The organism is Streptomyces mexicanus, from assembly GCF_902506575.1.
GTDB lineage: Bacteria > Actinomycetota > Actinomycetes > Streptomycetales > Streptomycetaceae > Streptomyces > Streptomyces mexicanus.
This window is the reverse complement of sequence record NZ_LR732676.1, coordinates 1-11,971: the sequence shown is the minus strand read 5'-3', so window position 1 is coordinate 11,971 and position 11,971 is coordinate 1. Positions and strand designations below refer to the sequence as shown.

Here is an 11,971-nt window from a genome sequence, read left to right as displayed (position 1 = left end):
CTCCCGCGCCGCCTCACGGAAGGTCCTCATGGCTTCCCGAGCAATCGCCCGCTACCAGTGGCAAGGCGTTGCGATGCTGCGTGCCACCACCAGCCCCGGGCCCGCAGACATTCCCCGTACCCTCGATCTGGACGATGTGATCGTCACCCGCGGATGGCTGAACCGCATCTGGCAGCGCACGGACTTCCGCAGCGCGCTGGAGCTGGCCACCCCCGTCCTGTCCGACGCCATCGAGGCCGTCGTTCGGGGCCGGCAGGCCGACCCCCGTCACGTGCGCCACACCGCGCTGTCGACGGTCTCCTACCTCCTGCGCTGGCAGCACCGGCCGACCCCGCTCGGCCTGTTCGCCGGCATCGCCCCGGTATCGGTCGGGACCCGGGCGAGCGCACGGTGGCGTGACAAGCACCGCGCGATGATCCGGCCGGACGCGGAATGGGTCACCGACATCGTCCTCCGCCTCCAGCGCACCTGCGCGTTGCTGAAGCGGTTACCGCTCGTCGCCAACAACGCCCACCGCCTGCGCGGCGACCGGCTCGTGGCGCCGGGTCCGCCCTCCGACGGGCACGCCGTGCTGCTGGCGCCGGTCGAGATATCCGTCCGCGCCACCCGCCCGGTGGCCGCCGCCATGGAGGCAGCCCGCACCCCTATCCCGTACGGCGACCTCCACGGCCACCTGCGCGACAGCTTCCCCGAGGCCACACCGGAGAAGATCGACGCGCTGCTCGCCAGCCTGGTCGAGCAGCAGTTCCTCATCACCAGCCTGTGGGCGCCCATGACCACCGTGGACGCCTTCCAGCACCTGTGCCACGAACTGCACAAGCACCAAGCAGACGACATCCGAGAGATCCGGGACCTGGTCCACGCACTGTACGCGCTGCGTGAGGACGTGGCCTCACTGCACCCGACGCTCTGCGACACCAGCGTGAGCGCCGTCGCCGAACGGATGCGCGCCCTGACCCCTGTGACGCCGACACCGCTGCTCATCGACACCGCCCTCGACTGCGAGACCCAGCTCCCGCAGGCCGTTATCGCGGAAGTGCAAGCAGCCGTGTTGGCCCTGTACCGGACCACTCCGCAGCCCTACGGCTACCAGCACTGGCGCGATTACCACCGCCGATTCCGGGCCCGGTACGGCGTCGGCGCCCTGGTGCCGGTGATGGACCTGGTCTCCGACAGCGGCCTGGGCCTGCCCGCCGGATTCATCGGCTCCGAACGCAGCCCCGTCCCGAAGGTGCGCACCGACCGCGACGACCTGCTGCTCGCCCTAGTGCAGCAAGTCCTCCTGGAGGGCCGCGATGAACTCCATCTGACAGACGACATGGTCGACGCCCTGGAGAAGGCCGCCGGTATCGACGAGCGGCTGTTCGTGCCCCGCGTGGAGGCCGCCTTCGAGGCCCACTCACCCAGCACCACGGATCTGTCCCGCGGCGCCTTCACCGTCCTGCTCACCGCTGTGCCCCGGCCCGGCAGCAGCATGGCCGGCCGGTTCGCCCACCTCCTGCCGCCCGAACAGCAAGACGCGCTCGCCACCACCTTCCACGGCGCACCCGGCGCGCTCACGGCCCAGCTCGTCTTCCCGCCGCGCCGGCACCGCAACGAGAACGTCACCAGAACCCTGCGCATGCTGCCGCACGTCATCGAACTGTCCGGCCACCGCCAGGCGGACGCGACGACGATCCCCCTCACCGACATCGCCGTCACCGCGGACCCCCGCAGCTTCCACCTCGTGCAGCTGTCCACCGGCCGGCCCATCGACGTGAAGATCCTGCACGCCCTGGAAGCCGGGACCCAGACCCCGCCGCTGGCCCGGTTCCTCGCCGAAGTCGCCCACGGGCGGTTCGCCGCCTACAAACCGTTCGACTTCGGCGCCGGCTCCCGGCTGCCCTACCTGCCCCGGGTGCGCTACCGCCGCACCATCCTCACCCAGGCCCGATGGCTGCTGACGGCCGACGACCTGCCCGGCCGCAAAGCCCCGATGCAGCAGTGGGAGCGCGCCTTCACCGCCTGGCGGAACCGGCTGCGGGTCCCGGCGCAGGTCGCCGTCATCGAGTACGACCAGCGTCTCCCGCTCGACCTGTCCCACCCGGTCCACCGCCGAGTGCTGCGCGCGCACCTCGACACCACCCAGCGCCTGGAGCTGCGCGAAGTACCGGACTTCGACGCCCACGGCTGGATCGGGCGGGCACACGAGATCTGGATCTCCCTGGGCCGCTCCCAGCCCGACACCGCCGGCATGCCCCGCATCCGCCCCACCGCGCAGGCGGCAGCCCCACACTTCCCGGGCGCCGGCGACGTCCTGCTCGCACAGGTGCACGCCCACCCGCGCCGCTACGACGAGATCCTCAGCCGCCACCTGCCCCACCTGCTCGCCGCGTTCGGCAGCACCCCGCCCATCTGGTGGTTCACCCGGCACCGGCAGATGGCCCGCCCGGACGCCGACCAGCACCTCGACCTCGCCCTGCACCTGCCGCCGGGCACATACGCGGCCGCCGCCCAGCACGTCAGCAGCTGGGCGGACCGCCTGCACACACTCCATCTGGCCTCCGGGCTCGTCCTGGCTCCCTACCAGCCGCAGACCGGACGCTTCGGCCACGGGCCGGCCATGGACGCCGCGCACCGGGTCTTCGCAGCCGACTCCGCCGCCGCCCTCGCGCAGATCCAGCTCACCGAGCGCACCGACGCCGTCGCCCCGCAGGCCCTCGCCGCGGCCAGCGCCCTGCACCTCATCACGCCCCTGGCCCCGGACACCGCCACCGCCGAGGAGTGGCTGGTGCGCAACCTCCCCCAGGGCGCGGGGCGACTGAACCGGACCCTGCGCAGCCAGGCCCTCGAACTCGCCGGCCCCAACGGCGCGTCCGCGCTCGCCGCCCTCCCCGGCGGTGCTCAGGTCACCGAAACGTGGCAGGCCCGCGCCGCCGCCGTGGAGACCTACCGCAACACCCTGACCGGTCAGCGTGATCCCCTCGATGCCGCCCGGTCCCTCCTGCACCAGCACCACGTCCGCGCCCTGGGCGTCGACCCGCGCACCGAGGAGACCACGATCCGGCTCGTGCGAACCGCGGCCCTTCAGCACCGGATGGCGGCCCGATGACCGCGCCGGCCGCGACCACCGCGGCGATCCTGGAGCAGTACACCGCCCGTCTCGCCGAGCCCATCCCTCCCTCCCCGGATGAGCCGTGGGCGGTGCAGTCCCTCGCCGACGGCGCCGCCGGAATCAGCCTGCTGCACATCGAGATGGCCAGCCGCTACGGCACACCCTGGCGGCCTGCCCACCGGTGGATCACCGCCGCAGCCGCCGGACACATCAGCGCCGCCGACACATGCGGCCTGTTCCTCGGCGCCCCCGCCATCGGCTTCGTCCTCACCACCGTCCCGCCGGACTGCCAGCACCTGTACGAACCGGCGCGCAAGACCCTCCACCAGCACATCACCGGCCTCACCCACCGCCGCGTCGACGCCGCCCTCGCCCGCATCCGCGCGGGCGAGCTGCCCACGTTCGCCGAATACGACCTGTTCTACGGCCTCACCGGCATCGGGGCGTACCTCCTGCTCACCGACCCTGACGGGCTCGCCCTGCAGCGGGTCCTGCAGTACCTCGTCGCCCTGACCCGCCCCTTCGCGCCCGGCGGCCGCGGCCTGCCGGGCTGGTGGGTCCGCCACGACCCCGGATCGGTGCGCATCCCCGCCGCTTGGTGCGGCATCGTCGGTTTCAAACCGCCCCGGGGGGCCGCTGGAGCCCGTCAGTGAGTGGGCCGCTGCCTTCCGCAGCACGGGGCAGGAACTGCGGCAATGCGTTCAGGCCGGGACGTTGGACCGCGGTCTGCGACAGGTGCTGAGCTACCACGTGATCTTCCACTGGAACCGGCTGGTGTTCAGGCCCCTCGGTCGCGGGCGGGGAGCCGGCCGTTGGCCCTGACGTGATGGGCGATGTCCAGGGCGGAGAGGGCCGCGTACTCGCTGGTGGTGATCACGCTCGTCCTCCTTCGGCTTCAGCGCGTGGGGCCACCACGCTTCTTGTTGTCACTTGGGACCCGGGCATGGGCCGGTCCGGGGGCGGAGGCGGGATCAGGGCCTTTCTTCCGGCCGGGCGTGTGGTTGCCGGTGCTGCGCATCCGGGCGGCGGAGGCTCTACGGGTCAGGTAGGGCGTCTTGGGGAACGTCCACGGCTGCAGGGCGGGGTCGGCGACCTGGCGCACGATGCGTTCCATGAGCACGGCCATCTCAATGGGGCCCACGCCGCCGGGGACCGGGGTGATGTTCTGCGGCAGCGGCGCGGCCCGCGGGTGGATGTCGCCCGCGACGGTGCCGTCGGCCCGCGGCGAGAACCCCGAGTCGACCACGACGCGGTGGTGCGGGCGTATGTGCTCCGGCGTGAGCAGGTGCGCGCTTCCGGCCGTGGAGACGACGATGTCGGCGCCGGCGGCTCGGCGCAGGTCGTCGCCCTGGTCCAGGGGCAGGAGGGCGATATTGCGGTCGGCCAGCAACCGCATGACGCCGCTGCCGACGAAGCCCCGGGCGCCGACGACCGCGACCGTCGCCCCTTCGGCGAACGGCTCGACGATGCGGCTGATCCCGTCCGCCGTGGCGCAGGCACGCTGCAGGGAGCGCCCGCCGAGCAGCCCGTCGATGTCCTTGGCCGGGTCCAGACGCTGCACCAGCGGGACCAGACGGGCGGGCGGCGGGAACTGCACGATGACCGCGCGGGTCGCCTCGTCCGTGTTGCAGGCATCGATCCTGTCGGCGAACTCGGCCGCCGACACCGTTCCCGGCAGCACCACGTGATCGACCGCGAAGCCCAGATGACTGAAGGCCCGGACCTTCTGCTCGGCGGATATGCGCGAGGCCTCCATGCGATACCTCCACGGGTCCGGGTCCCCCTCGGAGGGCTCGAACCGCATCACGGTGACCCGTAACCGGGCCGGGGTGATCACGGCGCGGTAGGCCGCCAGGTCCTCCCGGACCGTCTGCAGCACCGCACGGCCGGAGAGCTGGTGGGCGCTCACAGGCGCTCCAGCCGGTCGAGAGCGACGTCCACCGGCTCCAGCTGCCAGGTCTCGATCAGCTGCCGGGCCTGCTGTACGGGCAGCAGACGGTGCCCGGACAGCTCGCCGTGGAAGCGGGTCCCGTCGTAGGAGAGCGTGACCTCGGTGAGGGTCTCCGGCCCGGCCGGGTCGTAGGAGGAGAACGGCCCGTGGTGGGCGTACCAGGAGGTCCGTGCGGGACTGATCCCCTTGTGGTGCGGTGCCAGGACGGCCCAGGCGGCGGTAGCCGCGGCCGGGAAGTCCCCGCTGATGCCGAGGGAGTCGGGATTCTGCGCGATCTCGGACAGGACGACGGCGGCCGTCGGAGCGGCAGGGGACACGACGAGGCGCCCCAGGCAGACCGCCTCTCCGCCCAAGGCGTGGCGCCATGCCACACGTGCCGTAAGGACGGACGCTCGAGGGTTGGTGTCGTTCAGTACATGCTGGGCCATGAAGCCCTCCCATCGTTGCGGATGCCAGTAGTGATCACGGCGGATGCCGGGTCCAGCCGGCCTCTTCAGCCCGGGCGGGACGCTGACGCGGTCACCGCCGAGGACGGGGGCGTTCTTCTAGACGGGAACCGCCTGCATGGCCGCCCGCAGCTCCGGCACAGCGGATGGCATACGAGGCCCCCCGTTGGGCGGTGGTGCCCGGCACGGATGCCGGGCTCGCGCGGTCAGCCGGACTGTTCGTGGTGATCATTTCGCAAATCGGCGGTGTGGACGGGGGGTCGGCGGCGGTGAGGCGCAGACGCGTCATGCGCTCCCGGTGGCGCAGCCAGTCCCGCCACACATCCCGCCGGTGCTCGGACTCCTGCGGCAGCAGGGCCGGCAGGACACTGATCACAGCGCCGGTCACGGCACCGAGCATGACCGTCCACCCGGGGGCGCCGGCGTAGGACGTGGCGGTCAGGGCCAGGGCCCCGCCGCCGAGTGGCGGGGCGATCCAGGTGACGAGGCGGCGCGTGGTCGGGCGGGTGGTCATGTCCGTGGGCCTTCGGGCTCGGAGGGCGTACGCGCCGGGGGCGCGTGCGGGGCGGGGCGTGCAGCAGGTCCAGCCCTTGTGTCGCGGGCAGCGGATCTGACAGTGCCGAAGGGTGGGGGAAGGCAGGGTTAGCCGCGCAAGCCCCGGTGGCGAGCCTCCGCCGCCACCGGAAAATCTGGACTCAAGAACTTGTGACCTGCAGGTTTTCCTCTCCATGTGGATCGGATTGAGGCTGCTCTCCCGCTCGGGGCCAGCGGGGCAACTTCTCCTCGTCGGCTGGACGCTGCGGGCCGTGCGCCCTCCGTGCGGCCCGGGTGCGGTCTCGGACCTGCAGACCGTGTGTGTCTGCAGGGCGCGGACGTCGGCGGAGGTCAAGCGTTGGTGTCGTACAAGGCACGGTCGGGGTCGGTCTTGACGAGGAGGCCGGATGTGGCCAGGTCCCTGAGGATCTGACGGGCCCGCTTGTCACTCACCTCGTGGCCGGCATCGCCGAGCGCGGTGACGGCACGCCGGGTGTCCCAGGTGCCGCCCTGCGCCCGGATGGCCTCCTCCAGGGCGGCGGCCTGGGTGAGGCGCTGTTCTGCCCACTCTTCGGGCTCGGTCTCGACGTTCCGGACCGCGGTGAAGAACACCGGCACGAGGTCCTCGTCCATGGCGTACCCGACCACCTTGCCGAAGCCGGGCCCGACGGGGGTGATCGGCGGGTGGATGCTCTCGGGCCACAGACCGCGCAGGGCGCCTCGCTGGAGAAGCCGCTTCAAGGAGGCGCTGTGCCCGCGGAGGCTGGCGGTCTCGTCGTCGCGGAGGTCCTCGGAGGCGACGTAGCCGTCACCGGCGACGCAGAGCTTGACGATGCGGCGGGCGCGCTTGGGCAGAGATTGGTAGTACTGCTCGGCTCGCTGCACGGTCCAGGCGGCGTCCACCTCCACCTGGGAGGCATGTTCGGCGAGGAGGGCGAGGAGGCGCTCTTGGAAGTCGCCTGTGGGCTGGTCGATGGTGACGGTGATCTTCAACAGGTCTCCCGTTGCGATGAACGTGAATGAATGACGTTCTAACGAGACCACCTTAGCGGAGGGTGGCTCGTTTGCCCAGCCTCTATCCACGTTCAAATAAAGGAGATTGATGTCCTGGCAGCACTCTCCGCAGGGACACCTGTTCTGAACTCCGGATAAGCTCCGCCCTCCCCGTACGATGATCGGTGTGACCGTCCGCCGTACCCTTGGTACCGGCCCTGAGGCTCCCGCGCACAGCATCCGCGCCACCCAGGCCGACCTTCTCGACGAACTCCCCGGGGTCCGTCTCCCCAACCTTGACGAGCTGCGGGCCCGTGGAGTGCTCGGAGCGCACCCGGCGACGCCCGTGAGCCCGCGGCGGACCCTTGGAGCCGGCGGCCGCGCCGAGGAGGAACCGCCCCGCCTCTCCACCTGACTCGCCCCCAGCGCGAGTCGCTGAGGGCCCGATAGGGCCTCCGCGGTGTCACAGTTATGCCGGTAGCAGTGACGCTTGTGTGGCTGACCTGGGTGGCTTCCGCCGCTCCCTTTACGTCAGGAGCCAACCGGATGCCAGCTTAAGAGCTGACGAACAAAAGGGGCGCCCGGCTCGCGGCGTCTGGCACGCACGCTCGCCGCGTTGCCGAAACGCCCACGTGACTCCGCCACGAGGGCGCTCCGGCGCCTTGCGATCGCACGCACCAGACGCCGCGAGCTGATCGGACTCCCCTTTTGTTCGGAGCTCTAAAGTCCTCCACTGGGCAGCCGAACACACGCTCCAGTGCGGCGCAAGTACGGCCGATGGGCCGTTTGCTCTGTCCGCTCAGCAGGTTGCGAACCGTCCGCGAGGAGATGTCCCCCGGCCGGCCTGTGATGTCCAGCAGCGCTTTGTTGAGCTGACCTGCTAACTCTTCCTGTGTGAGCCCGAGTTCCTGCATCCGGCTCTGAAGGATGCGGTTCGCCCCCATGCACCGAAAGTAGCCCTGTGATCACTGTCACGACCAGAGGGCGAGTAATGGGAACGCAAAGTTTTCCGGTCGGTGGTCACACAGGAACAAGGAAGGCTTCCTGTCGCCCATCCCTCCCGGCTCGTTGACTGGGCATCAGCCGCCGGGCCGACGACTGGCACGGTGGTATGGAGGACCACCCGGCCCTGTCTCCCCCGTCAGGGCCGGGTGCCCACGCCGGAGGGGAAGACCTCGTGACCTTGACCGTCGCCACACCACACGCGATCGGCAGGCCCGGTTACACCGCACTCCTGCCGTGCCAGCCCGAATCCGTGCGCCGCGCCCGGGCCCTTGTCTCCAGCGTCCTTGAAACCTGGGGCATAGGCGACCTGGCCGACGACGGGGAAGTCGTCGTGTCGGAGCTGTTGACGAACACGCTCGACCACACCACGTGCCCTACGGCGAAGGTCGTGATCGAACGCTGTCCGGGCGATGTCGTACGGATCGAGGTGGCCGACAACTCGCACGCGCGGCCGCAGTTACAGCAAGACGACGCTGCCGCGGAAAGCGGTCGCGGTCTGTTCCTGGTCGCCGCACTGAGCCGGCGATGGGGCTGCGACGAACACGACTGGGGCAAAAGCATCTGGGCTGAGCTGAAGGTGCTGGCCTCGGAGAACGTCCGATGACCCGCCCCGTACGCCCGTGGGCACCGCCCTTGTCCAGAGACGGACTCGCCACCGTCCTGGACAGGCTCCGCGGCTGGACGGTGTTCGATGGCGGCGCCCCTCTGGACGACGTGGCCACCGCACTCGACGACGTCCCACCGGTCGAAGAGGCCACTGAAGAACTCGCCGAGCGGCTCCGCGGGCACCTCATGCGGCTGGTCACCATCGCGGTCGCCGCGGAAGCCGAACAGCGCGACGAGACCGTAGCTCAGCTCATAGAGCGTGCCCGCGCGCTGCGTGCCGAGGGCGTGCCAGAAGGCCGCTGGAACGCCGTCGGGCACCTGCGCCGGCTGGGCTGGGCCGTCCACGAACTGCTGGAGCGCCTGGCCAGTTGACCACCATCACCACCAGGCCGACGACCGCGGCCGCCGCCATGAACAAGCCGATCAGCTGCGCGTCCCGTTGCTGCTGCCGCTTGCTGGGCCGCCGCGTGCGCCGCCGTACCGGCGGCCGCCGCCGCGTCACCGGTGCCCCTCCGGCGCCGGAAACCGGATCGGGTACGACACCGTGGGCTGCGGCTTCTGGACGCGCAGCACCGGGACGTCGTCGAACCGGACCGGATACCGCACCGTCGACTGCGGCCGCGGACTCGTTCCGCTGCCCGCCGAGACGTTCCCGTTGCCCAGTCCCACCACCGCCAACGCGAACAAGGCGAAGATCATCCTTTCCCGTCGTGCCCCCGCGGCCCACCGCGAATGCCCCCGAACCGGCGTCCCGTCAGAGCGCCCGTACGACCGTACCCACGGCATACAAGCCTCCCCCTCGAAGCGAAATGACCGTGCGACCGCCCATGGTGACAGCAGCCACTGACACCAGTCCGGGCGGCACCACACAGCGTGATCAACGAGGACGCGGCCAGGGCAGTCTTTGGGGATACTCCCGAGGGCCAACACACAACGCCTCAACCGCGAATCCACCAGCCCAGGACCGAAGAACTCACAGCGGTAATCCCGGGACAGTCGCTTCCCGGGGACATCGAGGGACACCGGGACTGTTTGAAAGCGGGACTGGCCTGGTGGCCCAAGACCCTTGGTCGCCAACGACGGGGATGCGACCGAGCTTCTTGACGTCCACATGGACTAGCTCGCTGGGCTGCGGGGAGCAGGACCAGCACCAGGCCGTGGCGCTCGGGAGGCGGGACTATCCCCGCGGGTGCGGGGAGCAGGGCGGCTCGCACTTCATCCTCGGAGAGCCGGAGGGACCATCCCCGCGTGCGCGGGGAGCAGGACGACGCCGGCGACGTGCGCGAGGACGTTCTCCGGGGTGGCCTTGGTGTCGAGGATGCCGGTGAGTGCCGTGGTCAGGCCCGGCGCGAGGTTGGGTGCCGTCCGGATGGAGGAAGGGAGAGTTCTGCCGCCCTCGGAGTGGGCCGCGTTCGCGTGCTGCGCCGTCGAACGCGGCCCACCCCAAGGCCGTGACGGGCTCAGACCGGCAGGTACGGGCTCGGCTTGTCGTGCCAGCTGATGCGGAGGGCGTCGCGGGCGCGGGTCGCGGCCACGAAGAGCAGCGAGCGTGCCCGGAGTTCTTCGCGGGCACAGCGCTGGGGGTCGGTGGTGCGGTAGCGCTCGATGACCGCCGTGCGGGGGATGACACCGTCGCGGGCTCCGACGATGGCCAGCTTCTGGTATTCGAGGCCCTTGAAGCGGTGCATCGTGCCGACGTGCACCTCGCCGTCTCCCTTGGGGCCGTCCTTGGTGAGTTCGGCGACGGTGATCTTCGCCTTGGTGGCCAGGTGGAACATCACCTGGCTGACCATGTCCCGTTCCGCGACGCACACGGCGATGCTGCCGCGCGGGTCGCGGCGCGGGCCGGTGCCGCCGTTGCCCGTCGTGATCTCCTCGCGCCAGGCGGTCAGCGCGGCAGCGAGCTGGTCGAGTTCGTCGTCCCAGGAGGCGCAGGGCACCAGGTCGGGTACGGGACCGCGCAGGACGGAGCGGTACCCGTTGAGGTTGTCGGTGCTGTCGTCGAGGTCGTCGTAGGCGAGGTTCTTGCCGGTGAGGTTCACCACCTGCATGGCCCGGGAGAGGATCTCCTTGGTGGTGCGGTAGCTGAGAGTGAGCCTGGAGGAGCGGCCCCGGATGTGGACTCCGACGGTGCCGAGGGTGACCTGCTGGTCGTAGATGCGCTGGTGCGTGTCGCCGGCGATGAACAGGTCGTTGGGGCCGGGGGCGACCATGGCGCGCAGCATCTTCCAGTGGGCGGCGCGCAGGTCCTGGGCCTCGTCGACGACGATGTGGCGGTAGCGGTGGTGGAGGAAGCGCATGCCGGAGCCGTCGTCGCGGTGGATGAGGTCCTTGCCGCCGACGGCTTCCTTGTGCTCCTGCCGGGCCCTGATCCTGGCGTCGCGCTCCATTTCGAGGCGGGCGGCGCGCTCGGCGGCCTGCCCCCAGGTCTCCAGCCCGTCCTTGTCCAGGCGGGCGGTGAACTGCTCCAGGATCTTCCAGATCTGGGCGCGCTCGGGGCGGGTGACGGAACGGCCGCGGCCGGCGCGGCGGGCCTCGAAGTACGCCTTCCGGTTGCCGATGGACTGGCCGAGGATCACCTGGTCCCACTCCTCGTAGAGGAACTCGGCGTCCCAGCGGCGCTCGTCGAGTTCGAGCAGGAGCTGGCGCAGCACGTTGAGCGCGGCGCTGTCGTAGACGCGCTGTTTGGCCGCGCCCTTGACGGCGTTCTCGCTGAGGACACGCGCGGCGAGCTGGTCGATGTGGGCGATCTCGACGCGGGCGAGCAGCTCGGGCTCCATCAGTGAGGCGAGCCGGGCGCGCAGGTCGGTGGTGAGGTTCTTGGTGAACGTCGTCAACAGGATGGGTTTGTTGTGCCCGGGCGGCAGCTGCTGCGCGAGGTGCTTGACCCGGTGCAGGGCGACGATCGTCTTGCCGGTGCCCGGGCCTCCCGAGACACGGGCCGGGCCGTTGTAGGTGCGGTTGACGAGCTTGGCCTGGGTGGGGTGCAGGAAGACCTTCCAGGCGCGGAAGTCGCCCTCTTCCAGGGCGGCCTGGATGTCGGCGTCGATGGTGGTGACGGTGGTGCGGGCGAGCGCGGCACCGAGGTCCTGCTCGTAGTCCTGATCGAGTTCGACCTTGACCGGGGCGGTGATCTCCTTGCGGACCTCGTCGAGGGACATGCCGGCGGCGAGCCCGTAGAGGATGTCCTTGGACAGCAGCGGTGCGCCGGCGACCAGCTGGTCGAGCTCGTCGCTGTCGGTGACGGCGAGCGCGAGGTCGATGAGCTGGTCGGCGACGCCCAGGTCGCGCAGGTCGTCGGCGGTGACCCCGGTGAGCAGGGGCTCGGCGGCGGCTGGGGCG

The 11,971-nt window shown here is 70.8% G+C and carries 10 protein-coding genes; 5 read left to right on the top strand and 5 right to left on the bottom strand.

The features are described 5' to 3' along the window. Positions 1 to 28: 28 nt before the first annotated feature. A complete protein-coding gene (locus GV126_RS34950) occupies positions 29 to 3,091 on the top strand; it encodes a lantibiotic dehydratase (protein ID WP_159675384.1) in 3,063 nt (1,020 codons plus the stop codon). Next, positions 3,088 to 3,747: a lanthionine synthetase LanC family protein gene (locus tag GV126_RS34945; RefSeq protein ID WP_159675382.1), complete on the top strand. Its 660-nt coding sequence runs from the start codon at positions 3,088 to 3,090 to the stop codon at positions 3,745 to 3,747. Before GV126_RS34950 ends, GV126_RS34945 begins: the two co-directional genes overlap by 4 nt. A gap of 242 nt (positions 3,748 to 3,989) precedes the next feature. On the opposite strand, the gene GV126_RS34935 is transcribed toward GV126_RS34945, so the two are convergent. From GV126_RS34935 to GV126_RS36030, 3 genes are all read right to left on the bottom strand, one after another. Further along, on the bottom strand, positions 3,990 to 5,003 hold the full coding sequence (locus GV126_RS34935; RefSeq protein WP_236570388.1) for a bifunctional 5,10-methylenetetrahydrofolate dehydrogenase/5,10-methenyltetrahydrofolate cyclohydrolase: 1,014 nt from the start codon (positions 5,001 to 5,003) through the stop codon (positions 3,990 to 3,992). After that, a complete protein-coding gene (locus GV126_RS37030; RefSeq protein ID WP_236570387.1) occupies positions 5,000 to 5,473 on the bottom strand; it encodes a hypothetical protein in 474 nt (157 codons plus the stop codon). The genes GV126_RS34935 and GV126_RS37030 overlap by 4 nt, the downstream gene beginning before the upstream one ends. Before the next feature lie 903 nt (positions 5,474 to 6,376). Beyond that, the gene (locus GV126_RS36030; protein ID WP_185947096.1) at positions 6,377 to 7,018 is read right to left on the bottom strand and encodes a hypothetical protein; all 642 of its coding nucleotides are present in this window, start codon (positions 7,016 to 7,018) and stop codon (positions 6,377 to 6,379) included. 187 nt (positions 7,019 to 7,205) lie between these two features. On the opposite strand from GV126_RS36030, the gene GV126_RS34925 reads away from it, so the two are divergent. The 3 genes from GV126_RS34925 (at position 7,206) to GV126_RS34915 (ending at position 9,001) form a co-directional block, all read left to right on the top strand. Further along, entirely contained in the window at positions 7,206 to 7,433 is a 228-nt protein-coding gene (locus GV126_RS34925) for a hypothetical protein (protein WP_159675378.1), read from the top strand. Between the two features lie 762 nt (positions 7,434 to 8,195). Further along, positions 8,196 to 8,627: an ATP-binding protein gene (locus tag GV126_RS34920; protein WP_159675375.1), complete on the top strand. Its 432-nt coding sequence runs from the start codon at positions 8,196 to 8,198 to the stop codon at positions 8,625 to 8,627. 29 nt (positions 8,628 to 8,656) lie between these two features. Continuing rightward, a complete protein-coding gene (locus GV126_RS34915) occupies positions 8,657 to 9,001 on the top strand; it encodes a DUF6415 family natural product biosynthesis protein (RefSeq protein WP_236570386.1) in 345 nt (114 codons plus the stop codon). A 126-nt stretch (positions 9,002 to 9,127) separates the two neighbouring features. Here GV126_RS34915 and GV126_RS34910 read toward each other — a convergent pair whose 3' ends face one another. Both GV126_RS34910 and GV126_RS34905 read right to left on the bottom strand, forming a co-directional pair. Next, positions 9,128 to 9,316: a hypothetical protein gene (locus tag GV126_RS34910; RefSeq protein WP_236570385.1), complete on the bottom strand. Its 189-nt coding sequence runs from the start codon at positions 9,314 to 9,316 to the stop codon at positions 9,128 to 9,130. A 773-nt stretch (positions 9,317 to 10,089) separates the two neighbouring features. Then, the coding region (locus GV126_RS34905; protein ID WP_159675371.1) for a UvrD-helicase domain-containing protein at positions 10,090 to 11,971 on the bottom strand (1,882 nt) is incomplete at its 5' end.

Bases quoted from the DNA above. Each gene is read 5' to 3' on its own strand.
- GV126_RS34950 (WP_159675384.1), top strand. From the start codon at position 29: ATGGCTTCCCGAGCAATCGCCCGCTACCAGTGGCAAGGCGTTGCGATG.
- GV126_RS34945 (WP_159675382.1), top strand. From the start codon at position 3,088: ATGACCGCGCCGGCCGCGACCACCGCGGCGATCCTGGAGCAGTACACC.
- GV126_RS37030 (WP_236570387.1), bottom strand. From the start codon at position 5,473: ATGGCCCAGCATGTACTGAACGACACCAACCCTCGAGCGTCCGTCCTT.